Annotated in this window: 17 protein-coding genes and 1 pseudogene; 8 read left to right on the plus strand and 10 right to left on the minus strand. The window is 56.9% G+C overall.

Annotated features, from left to right (window positions below; translation table 11 throughout):
* Window positions 1-65 precede the first annotated feature (65 nt).
* Window positions 66-1,565: a M16 family metallopeptidase gene (locus ACSEMK_RS11405; protein ID WP_045390815.1), complete on the plus strand. Its 1,500-nt coding sequence runs from the start codon at window positions 66-68 to the stop codon at window positions 1,563-1,565.
* 528 nt (window positions 1,566-2,093) lie between these two features.
* Here the strand turns inward: ACSEMK_RS11405 and ACSEMK_RS11410 are convergent.
* Window positions 2,094-3,023 (minus strand): sugar kinase, encoded by a 930-nt coding sequence (locus ACSEMK_RS11410; RefSeq protein ID WP_045397203.1) that lies wholly within the window; start codon window positions 3,021-3,023, stop codon window positions 2,094-2,096.
* A 194-nt stretch (window positions 3,024-3,217) separates the two neighbouring features.
* Here ACSEMK_RS11410 and ACSEMK_RS11415 point away from each other — a divergent pair, with 194 nt between their 5' ends.
* Entirely contained in the window at window positions 3,218-5,269 is a 2,052-nt protein-coding gene (locus ACSEMK_RS11415; protein ID WP_435336515.1) for an AsmA family protein, read from the plus strand.
* A gap of 49 nt (window positions 5,270-5,318) precedes the next feature.
* Here the strand turns inward: ACSEMK_RS11415 and ACSEMK_RS11420 are convergent, their stop codons facing one another.
* The 3 genes from ACSEMK_RS11420 to ACSEMK_RS11430 all read right to left on the minus strand — a co-directional run bounded on the left by ACSEMK_RS11420 (window position 5,319) and on the right by ACSEMK_RS11430 (window position 8,951).
* Window positions 5,319-6,641, minus strand: a complete 1,323-nt coding sequence (locus tag ACSEMK_RS11420) for an MFS transporter (RefSeq protein WP_113374000.1) — start codon at window positions 6,639-6,641, stop codon at window positions 5,319-5,321.
* Window positions 6,642-6,912: 271 nt separating this feature from the next.
* Entirely contained in the window at window positions 6,913-7,944 is a 1,032-nt protein-coding gene (yhjD, locus tag ACSEMK_RS11425; protein WP_087858997.1) for an inner membrane protein YhjD, read from the minus strand.
* A 107-nt stretch (window positions 7,945-8,051) separates the two neighbouring features.
* The gene (locus ACSEMK_RS11430) at window positions 8,052-8,951 is read right to left on the minus strand and encodes a LysR family transcriptional regulator (protein WP_087858998.1); all 900 of its coding nucleotides are present in this window, start codon (window positions 8,949-8,951) and stop codon (window positions 8,052-8,054) included.
* A 118-nt stretch (window positions 8,952-9,069) separates the two neighbouring features.
* On the opposite strand from ACSEMK_RS11430, the gene ACSEMK_RS11435 reads away from it, so the two are divergent.
* A complete protein-coding gene (locus ACSEMK_RS11435) occupies window positions 9,070-9,828 on the plus strand; it encodes an SDR family NAD(P)-dependent oxidoreductase (RefSeq protein ID WP_430914908.1) in 759 nt (252 codons plus the stop codon).
* Window positions 9,829-10,187: 359 nt separating this feature from the next.
* The gene (locus tag ACSEMK_RS11440) at window positions 10,188-10,805 is read left to right on the plus strand and encodes a response regulator transcription factor (protein ID WP_430914907.1); all 618 of its coding nucleotides are present in this window, start codon (window positions 10,188-10,190) and stop codon (window positions 10,803-10,805) included.
* Here the strand turns inward: ACSEMK_RS11440 and ACSEMK_RS11445 are convergent.
* From ACSEMK_RS11445 to ACSEMK_RS11460, 4 genes are all read right to left on the minus strand, one after another.
* Window positions 10,793-11,215, minus strand: a complete 423-nt coding sequence (locus ACSEMK_RS11445) for a glycoside hydrolase family protein (RefSeq protein ID WP_430914906.1) — start codon at window positions 11,213-11,215, stop codon at window positions 10,793-10,795. The two genes, ACSEMK_RS11440 and ACSEMK_RS11445, sit on opposite strands and share 13 nt — an antisense overlap.
* A 75-nt stretch (window positions 11,216-11,290) precedes the next feature.
* Window positions 11,291-11,818 carry a GNAT family N-acetyltransferase gene (locus ACSEMK_RS11450; protein WP_087859001.1) on the minus strand — a complete coding sequence of 176 codons (528 nt, stop codon included), beginning with the start codon at window positions 11,816-11,818 and terminating at the stop codon, window positions 11,291-11,293.
* A 63-nt stretch (window positions 11,819-11,881) separates the two neighbouring features.
* Window positions 11,882-13,540 carry an alpha,alpha-trehalase gene (locus tag ACSEMK_RS11455; RefSeq protein ID WP_047078846.1) on the minus strand — a complete coding sequence of 553 codons (1,659 nt, stop codon included), beginning with the start codon at window positions 13,538-13,540 and terminating at the stop codon, window positions 11,882-11,884.
* Between the two features lie 269 nt (window positions 13,541-13,809).
* Entirely contained in the window at window positions 13,810-14,958 is a 1,149-nt protein-coding gene (locus ACSEMK_RS11460) for an iron-containing alcohol dehydrogenase (protein ID WP_430914905.1), read from the minus strand.
* 99 nt (window positions 14,959-15,057) lie between these two features.
* Between ACSEMK_RS11460 and ACSEMK_RS11465 the strand changes: the two genes are divergently transcribed.
* Window positions 15,058-15,681, plus strand: coding sequence for a glutathione S-transferase family protein (locus tag ACSEMK_RS11465; RefSeq protein ID WP_113373995.1), 624 nt, complete (start codon window positions 15,058-15,060; stop codon window positions 15,679-15,681).
* 8 nt (window positions 15,682-15,689) lie between these two features.
* Here the strand turns inward: ACSEMK_RS11465 and ACSEMK_RS11470 are convergent, their stop codons facing one another.
* The gene (locus ACSEMK_RS11470) at window positions 15,690-16,706 is read right to left on the minus strand and encodes a LacI family DNA-binding transcriptional regulator (RefSeq protein ID WP_430914904.1); all 1,017 of its coding nucleotides are present in this window, start codon (window positions 16,704-16,706) and stop codon (window positions 15,690-15,692) included.
* A 179-nt stretch (window positions 16,707-16,885) separates the two neighbouring features.
* Between ACSEMK_RS11470 and hisD the strand changes: the two genes are divergently transcribed.
* The 3 genes and pseudogenes from hisD (at window position 16,886) to ACSEMK_RS11485 (ending at window position 20,993) form a co-directional block, all read left to right on the plus strand.
* Window positions 16,886-18,193 (plus strand): histidinol dehydrogenase, encoded by a 1,308-nt coding sequence (gene hisD / locus ACSEMK_RS11475; RefSeq protein WP_435336517.1) that lies wholly within the window; start codon window positions 16,886-16,888, stop codon window positions 18,191-18,193.
* A 100-nt stretch (window positions 18,194-18,293) separates the two neighbouring features.
* Window positions 18,294-18,659: pseudogene (locus tag ACSEMK_RS11480) on the plus strand (GntP family permease); the annotation flags it as partial.
* 1,236 nt (window positions 18,660-19,895) lie between these two features.
* Window positions 19,896-20,993 carry a serine hydrolase domain-containing protein gene (locus ACSEMK_RS11485; protein ID WP_430914945.1) on the plus strand — a complete coding sequence of 366 codons (1,098 nt, stop codon included), beginning with the start codon at window positions 19,896-19,898 and terminating at the stop codon, window positions 20,991-20,993.
* Window positions 20,994-21,022: 29 nt separating this feature from the next.
* Here ACSEMK_RS11485 and gorA read toward each other — a convergent pair whose 3' ends face one another.
* Complete coding sequence (gorA, locus tag ACSEMK_RS11490; RefSeq protein WP_045359206.1) at window positions 21,023-22,375, minus strand: glutathione-disulfide reductase; 1,353 nt, start codon at window positions 22,373-22,375, stop codon at window positions 21,023-21,025.
* Window positions 22,376-22,439: the final 64 nt, after the last annotated feature.

Below are 22,439 nucleotides of genomic sequence, written 5' to 3' on the forward strand. Positions count from 1 at the left end.
CCACCTTTTTCGGCAACCCGGCGATGGGTTGCCTATGTAACCAGGAATGTTCATCAGGGGTTCACATGCAGGGCACAAAAATTCGACTCTTAACCGGTGGTTTGCTGATGATAGCGACGGCCGGTTCTGTGCAGGCAGAAGCGCTCCAGCCGGACCCGGCCTGGCAACAGGGGACTTTGGCGAACGGTTTTTCGTGGCAGGTGCTGGCCACGCCGCAGCGTCCTAGCGATCGCGTCGAAGTCCGCCTGGCTGTGAATATTGGCTCGCTGAGCGAAAGCACTCAGCAGAGCGGCTTCAGTCATTTCATTCCGCGCCTGGCGCTGACCCAAAGCGGCAGCCTCCCGACGATGCAGGCGCGTTCGCTGTGGCAGCAGAGTATTGACCCGAAGCGTCCTCTGCCGCCGGCGATCGTTTCGTATGATTTCACCTTGTTTAATCTGAGCCTGCCGAACAACCGCAACGACCTGCTTAAAGAAGCGTTGAACTGGCTGGCGGACGCCAACGGTAAGTTGAGCATCACCCAGCAAGCGGTCAATCATGCGCTGCAGGGCAGCGATATGGTGGCGACCTGGCCGCTGGATACCCAGGAAGGCTGGTGGCGCTATCGCCTGAAGGGCTCAACGATGCTCGGTCACGATCCGGCGGCGCCGTTGAAGCAACCAGTTGATATTAAACAGCTGAAAGAATTTTATCAGAAATGGTACACCCCGGACGCGATGACGCTGATTGTCGTCGGTAACGTCGATAGCCGCAGCGTCGCGGAGCAAATCAACAAAATCTTCGGCGAACTGAAAGGTAAACGCGAGACCCCGGCGGCGGTGCCAACGCTTTCACCTCTGCCAGCTACGCCGGTTAGCATCATGACCGATGCCGTACGTCAGGATAAGCTGTCGATCATGTGGGATTCCCCATGGCAGCCAATCCGCGATTCCGCCGCGCTGCAGCGCTACTGGCGCGATGACCTGGCTCGGGAAGCGCTGTTCTGGCACGTGCAGCAGAACCTGAGCAAAAGCAACGTAAAAGATATTGGCCTCGGTTTTGATTGCCGCGTGCTGTATCAGCGCGCCCAGTGCGCGATCAATATCGACTCGCCGGGCGAACGCCTGAACGCCAACCTGAGCGCGGTATCGCGCGAGCTGGCGAAGGTACGCGACAATGGTCTGCCTCAGGAAGAGTTCGATGCGCTGATTGCGCAAAAGAATCTTGAACTGCAAAAGCTGTTCGCCACCTACGCGCGCACGGATACCGATATCCTGATTAGCCAACGTATGCGTTCGCTGCAAAATCAGGTGGTGGATATCGCGCCGGAGCAGTATCAGAAACTGCGCCAGGAGTTCCTGAACTCACTGACGGTCGACATGTTGAACCAGTATCTGCGCCAGCAGTTATCGCAGGATATGGCGCTGGTGCTGCAGCAGCCGAAAGGCGAGCCGGAGTACAACATGAAGGATCTGAAAGCGACGTGGGAAAAACTGATGGCGCCAGCGCCCGCTGCCGCGGTGAGCGCCACGCCGGATGCGGCTGATGCGCATAATGAGGCGACGGATATTCCTCCAGCGCAGTAGATACTGTTATCAGTTTGCAGCGGTTTTGGTCCGGAAAAATATGTGCTTTGTGTTAATTCCGAGCACATTGCGCTCCCGATATTTCTTCTGCGTTATGTCTCTCATGGCGCAGGGAGCGCACAGGGGGCGGCCAGTCGCCACCGCCCCCTGTACCCCCGGGCTCCGGCCGCCAAAATCGCCACTTCGTGGTACCTTCGACTTATCCCTGCAGGCTTCGGGTCGGGCCGAGGCAGCGTCCTTGCAAAACACGGCCCTCAGCCCGCATCCATGCGGGCTGCCCCGGCCTTCCGGGAACGTCTCAGCGATTTTGAGGCCACCAACACCGGCAGTGTCAGCCAGCATGGTGAATAAATTAAAGGCAGGCCGCACGAACGGTAGGCCGGGTAAGGCGTTAGCCGCCACCCGGCGCAAAATCAGCTCAGCTTCCGCCGCCTGTGTTAAGGTTTGTGCGGTTTCAAAATCCCCGGTGGCGCTACCGCTTACCGGGGCTACAGTACTGTTCGATTTGGTAGCAGGGGGAATCGGACCTTAGTCCGGCATCGCTTCGCGCGGGATAATTGCCCCGCGATACTGGATAACCGTGCTGGCGGTGAGGTGTCCGCGTTTCGCCGCGGATTCCGCGTCGCCGCCGGTCAGGCGCACCGCCAGATAGCCGGCGCTGAACGAATCGCCCGCCGCCGTGGTATCCACCACTTTCTCTTTCGCCAGCTTCACCGCGGGCACCTCCAGCAGCGGCTGGCCGGCAATCGCCACCAGACAAGAGTCCGCGCCGCGCTTCACCACCACCTCTTCGACGCCAGCGGCGTGGGTACGGGCGATAACCTCGGCAACCGGTACCGCTCCCCATAGCGCATCTTCATCATCCAGCGTCAGAAAAGCGATATCGGTGCATTCCAGCATTTGCTGGTACACCTGGCGAGTCTCTTGCTGGCTGGCCCACAGGCGCGGACGGTAGTTGTTATCGAAAATCACTTTCCCGCCGTTAGCGCGGCATTCGCGCAGTAGCGTGAGCAGTTTTTCCCGGCTGGACGGGCTGAGGATGGCGAGGCTGATGCCGCTCAGGTAGAGGTAATCAAAGGTAGCCAGCTCTTCGCAGATGGCGTCAGCGCGCTCGCTTTCAAGCCAGAATTTGGCCGCCGCTTCGTTACGCCAGTAGTAGAAGGTGCGCTCGCCGGTCTCGTCCGTTTCAATGTAATAAAGGCCAGGCAGACGGTCAGCCATACGCTGAATCAGATCGGTTTTTACCTGTTCGCCCTGCCAGGACTCCAGCATCTGCTGGCTGAAGGTGTCGGTACCCAGCGCGGTCACGTAGTGCACGCTAAGCGCATCGGCGCTGGTCTGGCGCGCGATGTAGACGGATGTGTTTAAGGTATCGCCACCGAAACCGCGATTCACCGCCGCGTTTTTCTCTGACAGTTCAATCATGCATTCGCCAATCACGGCAATTTTCTTAGACATAGTGCTGACCTGAAATTGAATCGAAATTAGCGGTAGTTTGCGCTGGGTACCAGACAGGGTCAACCATATTAAAACATCGTTCCATTATTTTTTGACCTGACGCGCAAAATGTGACGAAAAGCGCATTTGGCGGATGAATCTCCGCTCTTCAACTATAGTGAGGAGTGACGAGACGCAAAAGGAGCGGAGAGGGGATGACCAGAGCCCGTAAAACGATTGCTATTATCTCGGGAACGATTGTGCTGTTAATCGTTCTTTTTTTCATCGTATTGGCTACCTTTGACTGGAACCGGCTCAAGCCGACGATCAATCAGAAAGTTTCCGCCGAACTCAATCGGCCATTCGCCATCCGCGGCGACCTGGGCGTGGTGTGGGAGCGACAGCCTGAGGAGCGCGGTTGGCGCAGTTGGATCCCGTGGCCGCATGTGCATGCCGAAGATATTGTGCTGGGTAACCCACCCGACATTCCGCAAGTGACGATGGTGCATTTGCCGCGCGTGGAAGCGACGCTGGCCCCGCTGGCGCTGCTGAGCAAAACGGTCTATTTGCCGTGGATTAAGCTCGAGCAGCCCGACGTCCGCCTGATTCGGCTGACGGAAAACAGCAATAACTGGACCTTTAAATTAGCTTCTGACCCGGCATCCGAAAAAGCCAACCCGCCATCGGCCTGGTCTTTCCGCCTTGATAATATTCTCTTCGATCGCGGCAACATCGCCATTGACGATAAGGTAACCCGCAGCGATATCGCGATCGTGGTCGATCCGCTTGGCAAAGCGCTGCCGTTTAGCGAAGTCACCGGTGCGGGCGACAAAGCGCAGGCGACAAAAGCCGGCGATTATATCTTTGGCCTGTCGGTGAAGGGGCGCTACAAAGGCCAGCCGCTGAGCGGCAGCGGCAAAATTGGCGGCATGCTGGCGCTGCGTAGCGATAGTACGCCGTTCCCGCTACAAGGGGATTTTCACTCTGGTAATACCCGGATAGCGTTTAGCGGCACGGTCAGCGATCCGCTTAATGTCGGCGGGCTCGATCTGCGGCTGAAATTTGCCGGCGACTCGCTGCGCGACCTCTACGATCTGACCGGCGTCCTGCTGCCGGAAACGCCGTCGTTTTCCACCGATGGCCGCCTGCGCGCCGACTTTAAGCATAAAAACGGCATGCGTTTTGACTATCGCAATTTTAACGGCCGGATTGGCGACAGCGATATCCACGGTTCGTTGACCTATACCACTGGCAAACCACGACCAAAGCTCACCGGCGATCTGGAATCTAAACAGCTGCGGCTGGCGGATCTGGGCCCGCTGATTGGCGTTGATTCCGGCGGCGGGGCGAAGAAATCCTCATCACGCAAAGCGGGCGATGCCGTACAGCCAGCGGGAAAAGTCCTGCCGGCCGATCGCTTTGAGACGGATAAATGGCAGGTGATGGACGCCGATATGCGCTTCAAGGGGCGGCGAATCGAACACGGCGGTACTCTGCCCATCAGCGACCTGGCGACCCACATTATTCTTGAGCGCGGCGACCTGCGCCTGCAGCCGGTGCGCTTTGGCCTGGCCAACGGTTCGATTGCCGGCAGCGTGCATCTGCAGGGCGATAAAAAACCGCTACAGGGCGAAGCCAATCTGCAGGCACGCCGGCTTAAGCTCAAGGCGCTGATGCCGAATGTTGAAATGATGCAGAAAACGCTCGGTGAGATGAGCGGCGATGTACAACTGCGCGGCAGCGGTAACTCGGCGGCGGCGCTGCTTGGTAACAGCAACGGCAACCTTAAGCTGCTGATGAATGATGGTCTGATTAGCCGCAACCTGATGGAAATCCTCGGCTTAAACGTCGGTAATTTTATCATCGGGCAGATTTTCGGCGATGAGGAGGTTCGGGTGAACTGCGCGGCGGCCAATATTGATGTGGTCAACGGCGTGGCGCGACCGCAAATTTTCGCCTTCGATACCGAGAACGCGCTGATTAACATTACCGGCACCGCCAGCTTTGCCTCTGAACAGCTGAATCTGACCGTTGACCCGGAAAGTAAGGGCCTGCGGGTGATTACTCTGCGTTCTCCGCTGTACGTGCGCGGTACGTTTAAATCGCCGGATGCCGGGGTGAAAGCCGGGCCGCTGATTGCCCGCGGCGCGGTGGCGGCAGCGTTGGCGACGCTGGTCACGCCGGCGGCCGCTTTACTGGCGCTGATCTCGCCGGCGGAAGGCGAGGCGAATCAGTGCCGGACAATTTTGTCGCAGATGAAAAAGTAAGGATGAGATGAGCGATGGCCCTGACGGCAACAGCGTCAGGGCCTGCAGCTTACAGCGATTGATGGCGGGTTTCGTGGGTCAACAGCAGAGCGATCAGCGTCAGCGCCGCCATCGCCGCCAGGTAGATACCGACAGCCGGCAGGCCGTAATTGCCCTGCAGCCAGGCGGCAATATACGGTGCGACCGACGCGCCGAGGATCGACGACACGTTATAGGAGAAAGAGGCGCCGGTATAACGAACTTCCGTCGGGAACAACTCCGGCAGCAGCGCGCCCATCGGGCCGAAGGTCAGCCCCATCAGACTGAGGCCCAGCAGCAGGAAGGCGAAGACCAGAATCGGGTTGCCGGAACCAAGCAGCGGTTTAAAGGCGAACAGCGCGAACAGAATAATCATCGTGGTGATGATAATCATACTTTTACGACGGCCAAAGGCATCCGCCAGCAGGCCCGCCACTGGCACCATCACGCCGAAACCAATGACCGCCATCATCAGCATCCACAGCACTTCGTTACGCGGCAAACCTAAACCAATCGGCGCGGCAGCGGTACTGAAGGTCATGGAGTAAACGGTCATGATATAGAACAGGGTATAGGTCGCCAGCATGATGAAGGTGCCGAGCACGGTCACGCGCACGTGCTTAGTCAGCAGCGTGCCAAGCGGGATTTTGACCTGTTTTTTCGCCGCCGCCACCTTAGCGAAGACCGGGGTTTCATGCAGCGACACGCGAACATACAGACCGATAATGACCAGTACCGCAGAGAAGATGAACGGCACGCGCCAGCCCCATTCCATGAACTGCTGGTCGCTCAACAGCCACGACAGCAGCAGGAAGGTGCCGTTGGCGAAGAAGAAGCCGATTGGCGCCCCCAGTTGCGGGAAGGAGCCATATAGCGCGCGTTTGCGCGGCGGAGCGTTTTCCGTCGCCAGCAGCGCCGCGCCGCCCCATTCGCCGCCAAGGCCGAGACCCTGACCAAAGCGCGCCAGCGCCAGCAGCATCGGCGCCAGAATGCCAATGCTTCCATAGCCCGGCAGCAGGCCGATGACCACGGTGGAGATCCCCATAGTCAGCAGCGAGGCAACGAGTGTGACCTTACGGCCTACGCGGTCGCCGAAGTGGCCGAATAGCGCTGAGCCAATCGGGCGCGCGACAAAGGCGATGGCGAACGTCGCCAGCGACTGTAGCGTTGCGGCGGCAGCATCACCCTGTGGGAAAAAGATATGAGGGAAGACGATAACCGCGGCGGTGGCGTAAATATAGAAGTCGAAGAACTCAATGGCGGTGCCGATGAGCGAGGCGACGACGACTTTATTACGCGAGTTAACCGGCGTGGCGTCTTGCGCGTTGTCGATAGTAGTGGCTGTGGCTTGCATAGATCTTTCTTATTTTTGAGCGAACGAAAAGCCATATAGCCACAGCAAAAGAGACATTTCAATCTGTAACAAAACTCGCCATCGCGCAAAAAACAGGCAAAAAGCGGATAATTTTCGCCCTGAGAAAATATCTTCTATGAAATGCTTCACATAATTAAAATATTAGAGAATAAACCCAGTTTTAGGTTAAATAAAAGTTACGCGTTGGATTTATCTGCTGAAATGATAGGTCGGGCTGAATTTTGCGTCTTTATTCAGCCCGATAATGACTTTAATCGTGGGTTTTGCCCGGCATCCGCTTATCGTCTTTATACTCTGCGGTCGCAATCCATGCGGCGCAGAAGAGGGTCAGACGGGCGAAGAAGTAGAAGAAGGCCATCAGCCCCAGTACCGAACCAAAGGCGGCGCCGGAGGGGGATTTCACCAGCGCCGGCAGCGTCCAGGTCATCACGATTTTGATAATCTCAAAGCCAATCGCCGCAATTAGCGTACCGCGGAACAGCGCTTTGCGGCGTGGACGGTGGCGCGGCAGTCGCCAGAAGATCCAGAAAAACAGCAGATAGTTAGCGAAGATGGAAATCGCCAGGCCAATCAGGCGCCATGCGGGTTTCAGCCATTCTATATAATCGAGATACAGCGCGGAGATAATCATCTGCTGCGCGGATCCGGCGACGGAGGTAATTGACAGGGTGATCACCAGCGCGACCAGCAGACCAATCAGCGAGATCAGATCGCGGAAGTATTTTACCCAGATTTTTTCCTGATCCTGAGGCGTACGTTCCCACACGTCGCGCGACTGGGCGCGAATCGCTTCACGCAGGTTGCCCATCCAGTTAATGCCCGAGTAGAGCGCGACCAACAGGCCGACTAGCCCGACGGCGGTACGCTGCTGTACGGCGGTGTTGATGGTGTTTTTAAGCGTTGCCGCCAGCGTCGGGTCGCTGACGTTTTGCAGAATTTTATCGAAGATGTCCTGCAGCAGGGTCGGATGCCATGCCAGCACGAAACCGGCGGCGGCAAATGAGACCATCAGAATCGGGATCATCGACAAAAATGAGAAGTAGGTGATGGCTGCGCCAAACTGATTGCCAAGCCTGTCATTGAACCGCTCGGCGGCGCGCAGCAGGTGGGCTATTACCGGATTGCGCTGAACTTTAGCCGCCGTTCCGGTGACCGTTTTCAGCGCCTGGTTAGCTTTCTGCCCAACGGCGGAATCGTTGATGGCGGCGAGCGTACTTTTGTTTTTCTCCGGCTGCTGGTCCGTTTCCTGTGGCGGCTGGCGATCGTCGTTTTCCGGCGTCATAAGTGATTTCTTCCTTTCTTTACAGCGATATTCAGCCAAAAGTATACCTTAAACGACGCATCTTGCAGGCGCCCATCGGCCAGACGGGTATTGACGACTCGCGCTGATTAATCGACATAACCTTTCATCAATCCGCCCAGCCACTCCATAAAGAGATGTACGCGGCGGGAGAGATTGCGCCGATGTGGATAGATAATCGATACCGGCATCGGTTCGGCGCGGTACTGCGGCAGGATCTCAACCAGCTCGCCGGTGCGCAGCGGTTCGCGTACCGCGATGCGCGGAACCTGAATAATGCCGAGCCCGGCCTGACAGGCGGCCTGGTAGGTTTCGGTGCTATTGACGGTCAACACGCCGCCGGTTTTCACCCAGCGCACGGCGCCATCACTGACGACTTCAAAACCAGGCTGGCGAGCGCCGAAGTTGCTGGCGTAGTGGATCAGGGCATGATCCGCCAGATCGTCGAGGCTTTCCGGGTAGCCGAAGCGCGCCAGATAATGCGGACTGGCGCAGTTAATTTGCGTGAGCTTGCCGAGCGGGCGGGCGATGAGTCCCGAGTCTTTGAGCGTACCCACCCGGATCACGCAGTCGAAGCCTTCGCGCACCACATCGACCAGCCGGTCGCTACTGCTCAGTTCGATTTCAATGCCGGGATACTGTTGTAAAAACGCGGGAAGTTTCGGGATCACCAGTTTTTTGGCGACGCTGATCGGCATATCGACACGCAGGCGGCCGCTAATGCTTGACGGATCGCCCTGAAACATACCATCCAGTTCTTCGAGATTACTTAGCAGGTCTTTGGCGCGTTCGTAATAGACCATGCCGTCCTGCGTCAACTGCACCCGGCGGGTGGTGCGGTGCAGCAGGCGAGCGCCGAGATGGCTCTCCAGCGCCTGGATCTGTCGCGATACGCTACCTTTGGGCAACCCAAGGGTATCGGCGGCGCGAGAGAAACTCTCCAGTTCCGCGACGCGGATGAAGAGTTGCATTGCGTGAATTTTATCCATACCTACTGCCTATTGTTGTTATTAACGAAACAGTAAAACGTAATTTAGCGCATTTATTGTTACTACGTCTGCTAATAAGCTCTTTATTCACACACACGTAATGACGAAGGGGTTTCTGATGACACAACGTATCGCTTTAGTGACCGGCGGCAGCCGCGGTCTGGGAAAAAATGCGGCGCTGAAGCTGGCGGCGAAGGGAACCGATATTATTCTGACCTACCACAGCAACCAGCAGGCGGCGCTGGAAGTGGTGCGCGAAATTGAGCAAACAGGAGCGCAAGCGGCGGCATTACCACTGAACGTCGGCGATAGCGCCAGTTTTGCAGGCTTTGTACAACAGCTGACTCAATGTCTGAAGGAGAAGTGGCAGCGCGATAGTTTCGATTATTTATTGAACAATGCTGGCATCGGATTGACTGCGCCGTTTAGTGAGACCAGCGAAGCGCAGTTTGACGAGCTGATGAACATCCACTTTAAGGGGCCGTTCTTCCTTACCCAGCAGCTGCTGCCTTTGCTTAAAGACGGCGGGCGCATTCTGAACGTCTCCAGCGGGCTGGCGCGCTTTGCGCTGCCGGGCTATTCCGCTTATGCGGCGATGAAAGGGGCGATGGAGGTGTTAACCCGTTATCAGGCGAAGGAACTCGGCGCGCGCGAGATATCGGTCAATATCATCGCGCCCGGCGCGATTGAGACCGACTTTGGCGGCGGCGCGGTGCGCGATAATGCCCAGCTTAACCAGCATATTGCCGCTCAGACGGCGCTGGGGCGCGTCGGCCTGCCGGATGATATCGGCAATGCTATTGCTGCGCTGCTGAGCGACGAGCTTGGCTGGATGAACGCCCAGCGTGTTGAGGTTTCCGGCGGCATGTTTTTATAATGACCACGCCCTGCGCATAATGGCGTAGGGCGTCACCATATTGTGCGTTTTATTATTCCGTAACACTCTTTTGCATCATGCGTATCGCTGATTTTAAGCGGTTGGATTACACTGGCAGAAATAATATTATTATCCTGTTATCTATCCGTTTAATTAAGGAATTTCTTACGTCAAATGTAATAAATATTATGAATGAGTAATCGTTACGCGCTGGCGTGTAACTATTCATCATCATGATGTTTATATCATCTACTCCATCGGTAAAATGGCTTAGGTCATACGGCGAGTTCTTATTTTTGCTGGCTGATATTACCCTTCCCCCACTTTTTAAGGGGTATTTTTTCGATGGAGAGCAGTCCATGCAAGTAATCATGTTTGACAGGCAGTCAATATTTATTCATGGAATGAAAGTCGGCTTACAACAACGTATTCCTGAAATTAATATTCATAGTACCTGTCAGGCAGAACAGCTGTGGCAGCTGCTCACGGCTCATCCGCAGGCGCTCCTCATACTTGATGGCGACCTGAACAGTGAATTTTGTTGCTGGTTGCTCCAGGAGAAGCAGCAGCGTTTTCCGCATGCCAAAGTATTATTAGTGGTTTCGGATGATAATAAAAGCTGGCTGCAACGAGCGCTGGCGTGGAACGTGCGCGCCATTGCCCAACGTGAGGATAGCGCCGATATGTTTGCCCAGATCATTAATAGCATCATGTTGGGGATGATGTGTCTGCCGGGCACCTGGTTAATGACCTCTGCGGATCGCAATAAACATGCGGTGCATCTCAGTCGCCGCCAGCAGGAAATTTTAAAACTGCTGGCGGAAGGCAGCTCTAATAAGGAAATTAGCCGTACGTTAAATATCAGCGCAGGGACCGTGAAAGCGCATCTTGAGTCGTTATATCGGCGGCTGGATGTGAAAAACCGAACCCAGGCGGCGATGGCATTTAATAGCGTCGGTGACAATCAACTGGTCTGACAAAACCGCTCGCACTCCTGCAGGCGATAGGCGTTATCGCGGTCAATGTGCCGCCATATCGCCAGCGCCTGCGTCATGTTGTGGCCGTTAAGATAATGCAAAATAGCGTCCAACTCCGGTTGGGCGCTGCCATCTAAACTGAATACCAGCGCCAGCAGGGCATCGCACTGCGGCTGAGTCAGTTCCACGACTAACCTTCGCTGTAATATCTGTTGGCACCGCAGCAGGTCTAGCGTCAATAGCATCATCGCCAGTTCGGCGGTGATGGGCGTCTCTTTCTCATCTTCACCGATAGCGTGGCCGTAGCCGACCCGCCATTGCCCAAATTTGTCCTGATACGGCAGTAGCGCCAGCCCTTGCGTCTGCTGGATAAAACGCAGCCCCGGCAGGCTTAACGTGGTGACGGTCATGATCTTTTCCTCTGTGGTTGGCGGCAGTGTAGAGGAAAAGCGGGGTCGCCCCCATTCGCCGGATGGCCCAGGGCCTTATTGGTAATCGTGGCGCATCAGGCCAAACAGCCAGTCATTGTGCCAACGGCCATGTAGCCAGTAGCTCTCGCGTAGCTCTCCTTCCTGAATAAATCCTGTTTTTAGCAGCAGTTGTTTTGAGGCCTGGTTCCCGGCGGTGACGCTGGCGGTCAGGCGACGGATGCCGCCTGTAGAAAACGCGTAATCACATAGCGCCCGCAGTGATTCATATCCGTAGCCCTGGCCCTGCGCCTGTGGGGCGAAGAGAAAGCCCACTTCGGCAATATCATCATCGTGATGACAATAGCCGGTCAGGCCGAGGGGCGTATGGCTTTGCCGATCGCGAACCACCAGGCACAGCCAGTGCGCGGCCTTAGGCGACCAGACCGGCAGGCGCGCATCAAACGCGGCGCGGATATCGGCGATGGGCCGGTTATCCGCGACATAGAGCATCACCTGCGGATCCTGTTGCAGGCTGAGAAAAAAAGACCAGTCGTCAAGCTGCAGCGGCGAGCAGCGCAGCCGCGGCGTAAGCAGTTCGGGCATGTTGTCGGCTCTGGCAGAGGGAAAATAAAACCTTAACAGCACAGCCTGCCGACGGAAAGTGCCTCATGAAGACCTCGGCTCGCCGTACAGGCTGATGAGTCGCCGCACGACGCCGTTGGTCCAGCCGAAGCCATCCTGCAGCGGATACTCCCCGCCGCCGCCCTCATGTGGGACGCCGCTGGCGATATGATATTTCTCAATGAGCTTGTGGTGTTTAAGATAAAATTGATTCACCGTCTGCAGCCAGCTCTGGGCGATTTCATCGCCAAGCGGGTCGTGGCCGTACATTTTGAATCCCTGTACCGCCATCCACTGCAGCGGCGCCCAGCCGTTGGGTTTATCCCACTGTTCGCCGCTTTCATATTCCGTCGCCATGATGCCGCCAGGGGTGAGCAGACGCGCGCGTACGGCATCCGCCAGCCGTTCGGCCTGGGCGTGGGTCGCCATCCCGACATACAGCGTGACGATGCTGGCGGCGGAGAACAAGGCCAACTGCTCACGGCGCCAATCGTAATCGCGAAAACAGCCGCACTCTTCATCCCACAGGTAGCGGGTCACCGCCTCCCGGCGTGCATTAGCTTTACGGCGAAATTCGGCTTCAGCTTCGCGATCGCCCTTCAGGCCGGAAAGGTTAGCGATAGTATTTTCCAGCTTAAACAGAAAAGCGTTGAGGTCGATGGGAATAAACTGGGTGGTGCGGATGCTCGCAAGCCTGGTGATATCGCGCAGCCAGCGGCTGGAGTAGTCCCAGCCGGAAGCCGCGCCGGCGCGAAGGTCACGATAGACCTCGTTTGGCGGGCGGCCGGAATGCTTCGCCGTTTCGACATCTTCTCGCCAGGACTCATCGCGCGGCGTATCGCGGTCGTCCCAGTAGCGGTTAAGCAGCGAACCATCTGGCATACGCACCACGTGACGGTAGGCCTGGTTAGGGATCAGCGATTCCGCGCCGTCCATCCAGAAGGCGTGCTCTAATTTGAGATGGTCGAGATAGCGGCGCGCGCCGCGAACGCCATCTTCCTCAAACAGTTCAACCATCAGGGCGAACACCGGCGGCTGGGAGCGGCTGAGATAGTAGGTGCGATTGCCGTTGGGAATGTGGCCGTAAGTTTCAATCATCCATGCGAAGTTGTCGGCCATGCATTTGAGCAAATCTTCACGGCCGCTTTCCGCCAGCCCCAGCATGGTGAAGTAGGAATCCCAGTAGTAGGTCTCGCTAAAACGCCCGCCGGGGACGATGTACGACTGCGGTAGCGCCAGCAGCGACGACCACGGAATATGATCCTGCGGTTCACGTGTGAGCACCGGCCACAGCTTATCGATATGCTCTTTTAGCGTCAGTTTCGGATCAGAAGTGTAATCATCGGCGCGGTTATCCGGCAGCCAGAAGTTGTCTTCCACAAACTGACGCAAATCGAACTCCGGCGTACGCTTAACCCGTCGATAGTGCATCAGGATATCCAGCGGATCGTGTTTCGGCGCGCAGTCGGGAAAGGTTTTACTATCAAGAAAAATGCGCGACTTTTGGACGTTGGTAAACAACTCGAGATAGCGGTCGGCGGGGGTCAGCGCGTCAGACGCCGGTAGCCCTTCGATGATCTCCGGCTCCGGTTCGGCGTCGAACATTTCATCCAGTTTTAACTCATACGGATCGGCTTCGTAGCACGGATCGTTTTCGATCCTCAACTCGTCGTCATCAACGTTGCGTAGTTTCTGGCTGAACATAGCGATACAGGCCTCCGGATAGCGTGAGTTTAGGGGCCGGGCATGCCCGGGCTCTCTAATAAGCGTAGACACTCGCTTCGGTCTGCGGAAGATAAACTGTGCGTCACGTCACGCTTTTCGCTAAGAAAAAACGGCGGAGAAGAAGAGCAGGTCTTTGAAATTAAAGGGTGAATATTTACCGTTATCGTGAATGCGCGAAAACGAAATTCGGAGCATTCATTATGCAACAAAATTTGAACCGCCCCGGTAAACGCAGGCGGTTGGCTCGTTTACTCCCAGGCGGCTTCCAGCATCTCCAGCAGTTGCTCTGAATCCAGCGTGACCGGATTGGCTTTCATCGACGATGAACTACTGGCCGCCAGCGCGGCGGGTTCCAGCGCTTCGCGCGGCACGCCGAGGTCGCGTAAATTGCCGAGCCCCGAGCGCTGGCTCCATTCGCGCAGGCTTTGCCAGGCGTCATCCGGCGAGACGCCAAGTCCGGCGGCGATCCACTGGCGCACGTCGAGGAATCGCTGGCGCAGCGCCGGATTGGTTACCTGTGACTCATTGAGTTCCAGACCAAAGGGCAGCAGGCAGCCACAGAGCGCGCCGTGGGAGGCATCGCTTAGCCCGCCAAGCGGCCCCGCAAGACCGTGAACCACGCCCAGCCCGGCGTTGGCCAGCGCCAGTCCGCCGCACAGGCTGACCCAAGCCAGCTCGTCGCGGCTGTCGGCACACTCTTTTTCCATCAGCGTTTTTAACGCGGCGATGCCGCGGGGGATCGCCTCCCGGCACAGGGCATCGGTGAAGGGCGTCGCCCGGGTGCACAGCCAGGGTTCGATAACCTGAGTTAAGGCATCAAGGCCGGAGCCGAGGGTGACGGTGCGGGGGGCGTTATCCGTTAAAGCGGGATCGACAATCGCCAGCTGCGGCAGCATGCGATCGTCGCGCAGGCTGACTTTGCGCTGCTGCAGCGGGACGTTGATGACCGCGTTTTTAGTGACCTCCGCGCCGGTGCCGGATGTTGTGGGAATAGCGACAAACGGTAGCGGGCTGGCTTCCAGTATTCTCCCCGTTCCGACGACTTCCAGATAGTCGATGACAGGCCCGCTTGCCGGGACCAGCGCGGCAATGGCTTTACCGGCATCAATGACCGCGCCGCCGCCGAGGCTGACCACCGCGCCAACGCCGCGCTCGCGCGCTAGCCGTACGCCGAGTTCAATATCGTCCAGCGTGGGTTCATTGGCGATAGCAAAAGTGCTGACCTGAAGATTCAATGCGCTCAGTTCGCTCAGTAAAAATTGAGCGCGGCTTTTGGTCGCGCCGTGAACCAGCAGCACCGGGGCATCATATTGCGCCAGCCACGGCGCGGCGCTGCGGGCCTGCCCGCGGCCAAAGCGGATATTGCCCGGCGTTAAGATGTTGAAGGGAGTGACCATGTGTAAGAGTACCTGTAGTGGATAATTATTCTGCAATCCACTATACACATTATCCGGCAAGCTTCATGTCTGCCATATTACGAAAAAGGGTTGCTGACGATGATAAGAATCTTGGGTAAACGCTCGTCTATTAACGTGCGCAAGGTGCTCTGGACCTGCGAAGAGGCGGGGGTCGAGTATCAGCAGGAAGATTATGGCAGCGGCTATAGCCCGCTTGATACGCCGGAATTTTTGGCGCTCAATCCGAATGCGTTAGTGCCGGTGCTGGTGGATGATGATTTTGTCCTTTGGGAGTCGAACAGCATCTGCCGCTATCTGGCGCGTAAGGCCGGTCGTGAGGATTTGTTGCCCTCGGCGTTACGTGCCGCGGCGCAGGTAGAACACTGGATGGACTGGCAGGCGACGGAGTTTAATAGCGCCTGGCGCTACGCTTTCACGGGGCTGGTGCGTAAAGACCCGCGTTTTCAGGACCCGGCGGCGATTAAAGAGAGTATTGCCGCGTGGACGCGCTGCGTACAGATTGTCGACAACCAGTTGCTGCGCACCGGCGCGTGGCTGACCGGCGAGACGTTTACGCTGGCGGATATCGTGCTGGGGCTTTCGGTGCACCGCTGGAAAATGACGCCGTTCGCCCACCCGGAGATGGCAAACGTCGAACGCTGGTATATGGCCCTTAACCAGCGTCCGGCATTTATGCGCCACGGCAATAACGGCGTGGCGTAGCCGCTGATTTAGCGTTGCGGGCGGGTACTGCCCCTGACGATAAGCTTCCCTTGCAGGACATGCTGAACGGCGCTGGTTTCAACCGCGCCCAGCTGCGTTTTCAGCACGGCGATGGCGGTATCCACCATTTCCGATAGCGGCTGGACCCAGGTGGTTAAATTTATCAGCGGCCAGCTGGCCATGGCGATATCATCGAACCCGACGATGGAGATATCTTCGCCCGCCTTCATGCCCATTTCGCCGACAACCACGTTGAGGGCGGCGATGGCCATCATATCGTTGGCGCAAAATAGCGCGTCAGGTGGCGTTGGTAGCGCCATCAGCCTGCGGGTGGCGTTCATCGCTTCTTCTATCGACCACATTCCGCTATCGCGCAGCATCGGGCGCGCGCCGCGGGCCTCCAGACGCTGTCGAAAGCCTGTCTCCCGGTCGCGGCTGGTAGAGGAGGTATCTCTACCGGCAACAAATGCCAGCTGCTGATGGCCGAGATCCAGCAGGAAATCGGCAATCGCGGCGCCGCCGGCCAGGTTATCGCTGGTGACGCTGGAAACCGATCGGCTGTCGTTTTTGCGGTTGAGCAGCAGCACCGGCAGGCCGAGCTGCTGGCATTCATGAGCAAAGTGTGAAGAAAGGCTATTGGACACCAGCACTAGCGCTTCAACACGATGACGCAGAATCTCTTCCATGATTGGGGTAGTGTCATCATCACGGTACGTCGAAAACAACAGTACCCGGTATCCCATCAGGTTCAACGCTTGTGACAGTTCATCCAGCACCGCGGCGTAGAAGGGATTCACCAACCCCGGAACGACGATACCAATAAGCGTTGAGCGGCGGGTGATCAGCGACTGGGCGATAAAGCTCGGACGATAGCCCAGTTCGGCGGCGATCTTACGTACCTTTTCTTTGGTGGCTGGCGAGATTTTCGCTCCTTCGGTAAAGGCGCGGGATACCGCAGACTGCGAGACGCCAGCCGCTTTCGCGACATCGTAACTGGTGACTGCTCGTTTGTTTTGACCTGCCATTCCGTTGCCTCTCCTGACCCATGCCCCGTCATTATGCGTGAATCTTCCCCCCTGTCACTAATTTTGCGATCTCTGTTGCATTCGAATGCATTACTGCTTCACATAACATTTCATTCACGCCAGGATGCAAGTGAATTCGAATGCATTAGCATTTTATTAACATTATAGTGAGGCAAGTTATGGCTATCTGGCTCAAGCGCGGTGCGGAATCTGAAGCAGTGAAATCTCACGACCGTACGGTTCGTGAAGCGGTAGAGAAAATCCTGGCGGATATTGAAGCGCGCGGCGACGCAGCGGTGCGCGAGCTGTCGATTAAGTTCGATAAGCTCGATCGCGCAAACTTCCGCCTGTCGCAGCAGGAAATCGATGATTGCTATGCGCAGCTGTCGGATCGCGATATTGCCGATATCCGCTTTGCTCAGGAGCAGGTGCGTAATTTCGCGCAGCACCAACGCGACAGCCTGAAAGATATTGAGGTTGAAACGCTGCCGGGCGTCATTCTGGGACACAAAAATATTCCGGTCAGCGCGGCGGGCTGCTACGTGCCGGGCGGGAAATACCCTCTGCTGGCGTCGGCGCATATGTCGATTATCACCGCGAAAGTCGCAGGTGTGCCGCGCATTGTCACCTGTGCGCCGCCGTTTAACGGTAAACCGGCGCCGGCGATTGTGGTTGCGCAGCATATGGCGGGGGCCGACGAAATCTACTGCCTGGGCGGTATTCAGGCCGTGGCGGCGATGGCAGTCGGTACCGAGAGTATCGCCCCGGTGGATATGCTGGTAGGACCGGGCAACGCCTTTGTCGCTGAAGCCAAGCGCCAGCTGTTTGGCCGCGTCGGTATCGATCTGTTCGCCGGGCCGACGGAAACCCTGGTCATTGCCGATGAAAGCGTGGATGGCGAAATCTGCGCCACCGACCTGTTAGGTCAGGCGGAGCATGGCCCTGATTCTCCGGCGATTTTGTTGACGACCTCGGAAACGCTGGCGCGCGAAACGCTGGCGGAAATTGAACGCCTGCTGGCGGTGCTGCCCACCGCGGAAATCGCGCGCCAGTCGTGGGCGAAGTTTGGCGAAATCATTGTGGCTGAAGACCGGGAAGAAATGCTGAAAATCGCCAATGAGCTGGCGTTCGAACATGTGCAGGTAATGACCTGCGACCCGGACTGGTTCCTCGAAAATATGCAGAACTTTGGCGCGTTGTTCCTGGGCCTGCGAACGAACGTAGCTTATGGCGATAAGGTTATCGGCACCAACCATACCCTGCCGACGCGTAAAGCGGCGCGTTATACCGGAGGGCTGTGGGTTGGGAAGTTCATCAAAACCTGCACCTATCAAAAGGTTCTTACCGATAGCGCCTCCGCGCGGATCGGCGAGTACTGTTCGCGTCTGTGCGCCCTCGAAGGTTTCTCCGGCCACGGTGAACAGGCCAATGTCCGCGTGCGCCGCTACGGCAATAAAGACGTTCCTTACGCTGGGATTCCTGAATAACCCGTAAGGTCTGAAACGGGAAGCGGGATACGCTCCCCAACTTAACATCGGCCGCCCGATAACAAGGAAATAAGCGGCGGCCATGCTGACGGATAACCCTATGGACGTATTGATTGCCTTACTGGCGTTAGGATTGCTGATGCTCGCCGCCTATCGCGGCTATAGCGTGATCCTTTTTGCCCCTTTGGTTGCGCTCGGCGCCGTATTACTCACCCAGCCAGCCGCTGTTGCCCCGGTATTCAGCGATATCTTCATGGATAAGCTGGTAGGGTTTGTAAAACTCTATTTCCCGGTTTTTTTACTCGGCGCGGTCTTCGGGAAATTAATTGAGTTTTCCGGATTTTCCCGTTCAATCGTAAGTGCTGTTACCCGACTGATGGGGCAAAACAAGGCGATGCCGGTGATTATTCTGGTCTGCGCGTTGTTAACCTATGGTGGGGTTTCGTTATTCGTGGTGGTATTTGCGGTCTATCCCTTCGCCGCTGAGATGTTCCGCCAGAGCCAAATTCCGAAACGGCTAATGCCTGCGACTATCGCGCTGGGTGCCTTCACTTTTACGATGGATGCGCTACCGGGTTCGCCACAGATTCAGAATATTATTCCGACTACCTTTTACGGTACGACCTCTTGGGCGGCGCCCTGGCTTGGGGTACTGGGCTCTGCGTTTGTGGCTATTGGCGGCTGGTTATATCTGGAGGCGATGCGGCGTAAAGCGCAGCGCAAGGGAGAAGGTTATGGAAGCGAGTTGGTAAATGAACCTGAAACCCCGGCAGACCTTAACTTGCCGCACCCGGTGATCGCGCTGCTGCCGTTGATTATCGTCGGCGTCGCCAACCTGCTGTTTACCTGGCTTATCCCTCAGGCGTACGGTAGCCATTTCCTGATTGACCTGCCGGGACTGAAAGCGCCGATGGAAAGCGACGTGAAGAAGATGGTGGCGATTTGGGCGGTGATGGCGGCCTTGTTGTGCGGAATTATCACTATCTTCTTGTTTGCCGGGCGTAGCCTGAAGGGTAAGCTGGCCGACGGTAGCAAAGTCGCCGTTGGCGGCGCGATGCTGGCGGCGCTGAATACCGCATCAGAGTATGGTTTTGGCGGGGTGATTGCCGCGCTGCCGGGCTTTGTTCAGGTGGCCGATGCGCTGAAAGCGATCCCAAATCCTTTACTCAATCAGGCGATTACGATCAATATTTTGTCCGGGATCACCGGTTCATCCTCCGGTGGAATGAGTATTGCCCTGGCGGCGATGGCGGACCGCTTTGTGGAGTCGGCGCATGCTGCGGGGATCCCGCTGGAAGTGATGCACCGTGTGGCGTCGATGGCGGCGGGCGGCATGGATACATTGCCGCACAATGGCGCGATCATCACTCTGCTGGCGGTGACCGGACTGACGCATCGCCAGGCCTATAAACCGATTCTCGGTATCACGCTGTTTAAAATCCTCGGTGCCTTTTTCATTATCGGCATTTACTACGCCACCGGATTGGTATAAAGCCCGGGCCGTCGGCTATCTGTGCCGACGGCCTTATTTATTTTTCAGCGTATTCGCTTTGCGCTGGCCGGGTAATGCCGCTACGATCCGCGTCTATTTTTTATCTCATCCCAAAAATGCGCGGCAGGTAGGTGAAGTTTGAACAAGCGGTTAGGCCTTGTGCTATTGGCATTACTGTTGGTTTCAGGCTGCTCCGGCACGCTGTCGCAAATGAGCCCTCCCAGCAATGAAACCAGCCTGGTGGGGCATAACGGGCAGCGGCTTTCCGTCGATACTTTCGTCAGCCATTACATGCGCGAGAAGCAGGTCAGCGGCGTGGTAGTGGCGATTATTCATCACAACGGTCCGGCGGAGTTTCACTGCTTCGGCGTGACGGATGAAAAGCAACGCTACCCGATAACCCCGCAAACGCTTTTTGCCCTCGGCTCTTTAAGTAAAGGCGTGACCGCTGAAGTGGTCACGATGCTGGTCAACGAGGGGCGTTTGCACTGGAACGATACGCTGCAAACCCTGCTGCCGCCGGGGACCGTGCTCAGCGACGACGCCCGCAAGATAACCTTGCTGCAACTGGTCACCCATACCTCCGGGCTGCCGCGTCAGCCGATGAACATGCTGTCGCTTGAGCATCTGTTGGCGTATCTCAACAATGGTGAAAACTTTTATCACGAACTTGATGCCGACGGCGTGCTGAGCTATCTGAGCAACTTCAATGCGCCGCTGGAGCGCGAGCCGGGTTATTCCAATCTTGGTTTTGCTATCCTGGGGTATATTCTCAAATACCAAACCGGCGAATCGATTGAGACGCTGGCTTCACGGATGATCTTCCGACCATTGGCGATGGGGAATACCAGCTTTCTGCCGCAAACGCTGCGCGAATATCCGTGGCGGGCGCTGGGGCACGCAGGCGATCAGCCGAAGTTTAAACCGCGCGGCGCGCTGACGCCGGACTGGCAGTTCACCAATAACATGGTTGGCGCGGCGAGTTTGTACAGCGATGCCGCCGATCTGATTAATTATGCCCGCGCTCACTTCGCGCCCACGGGGCAGACGGTGCTCGATAAGGCATTCAGGGACGTTAGCGTCGATTATTATCCGCGGCAAATTGAAGCAGCGAACATTGCCTGGGTGACCGACACATTTGGTCAGCAGCAATTGACCTATCAGGTGGGATACATCGGCGGCTATTCGAGCTATATCGGCTTCGATAAAGCGAATCAGAATGCGGTGGTGGTGCTGCAAAACAGCTTTAACTGGAGTAACTACATCGGCCATCAGATCCTACGTAATCTGGTGACGGAGTCAAAATGAAGCCCCGTCCTGAGACGGGGCTGCGCGGATTAACGCATGGTGACAAACTCTTCCGCTGCCGTCGGGTGAATGGCAACGGTGTTGTCGAAGTCTTTTTTGGTCGCGCCCATCTTCAGCGCTACCGCAAAGCCCTGCAGCATCTCATCCATTCCGAAGCCGATACCGTGAATACCGACAATCTTCTCTTCCGGGCCGACGCAGACCAGCTTCATGCGGCACGGCTGGCGGTGAGAGGTCACGGCGGTATACATCGCGGTGAAGGACGATTTGTACACCTTCACGGCGTCATCGCCGTACTGCTCGCGCGCCTGCGGCTCGGTTAAGCCAACGGTGCCGATTGGCGGGTGGCTGAAGACCACGGTCGGGATGTTGCTGTAGTCCAGGTGCTCTTCCGGCTTGTTGTTAAACAGGCGTTCGGACAGACGACGGCCTGCCGCCACGGCGACCGGCGTCAGCTCAACGGCGCCGGTATTATCGCCCACCGCGTAGATGCCCGGTACGTTGGTGTTCTGGAACTTATCAACGATGATGTAGCCTTTATCGTTGGTTTTAACGCCCGTTGCCGCCAGGTTGAAGTTATCGGTCGCCGGTTCGCGGCCAATCGCCCAAATCAGGCAATCTACGGTCTGGCTGCGGCCATCTTCCAGCTCCAGAGTCAGGCTGCCATCGGCATTCTTGACTACCGCCTTCGGAATTGCGTTCGTGTGCAGCTGCGGGCCTTCGGCATTCATCACTTCCACCAGAGTCTCAACGATCAGCGGATCGAAGCTGCGCAGCGGCGCGTGTTTACGCACGAACAGGTGCGTTTCGGCGCCGAGGCCGTTAATCACACCGGCCAGTTCAACGGCAATATAGCCCGCGCCGACTACCGCTACGCGCTTCGGCAGCGCCGGCAGTTCGAAGAAACCGTCGGAATCAATACCGTATTCCACACCCGGAATGTTCGGGTGGCTCGGGCGGCCGCCGGTGGCGATCAGGATATGATCGGCGGTAATGGTTTCGCCGTTGACTTCCACGGTATGGGCATCGACAAAGCGCGCGAACCCTTTGATAACATCAACTTTATTCTTACCCAGCACGTTGTCGTAAGAGGTATGAATACGGTCGATATAGGCGCTGCGGCTGGCGACCAGCTTATCCCAGTCGAAATGATTGATGGTGGTATCGAAACCGTAATCCGGGCCATACAGGTGGATTGCTTCGCGGATCTGCGCCGCATGCCACATTACTTTTTTCGGCACGCAGCCGACGTTGACGCAGGTGCCGCCCAGCTCTTTGGCTTCAATCAGCGCGCACTTCTGGCCGTACATCGCCGCACGGTTAATCGAGGCGATACCGCCGCTGCCGCCGCCGATGGCGAGGTAATCATAATGTTTGCTCATGCCCATATGTCCTTAATCGTTAATTTCCGCGATTGTAGCGCGAGGCTTAAAAGGTTCCACCGAT

It is taken from the genome of Klebsiella sp. K-3 (assembly GCF_051207495.1).
GTDB lineage: Bacteria > Pseudomonadota > Gammaproteobacteria > Enterobacterales > Enterobacteriaceae > Klebsiella > Klebsiella aerogenes.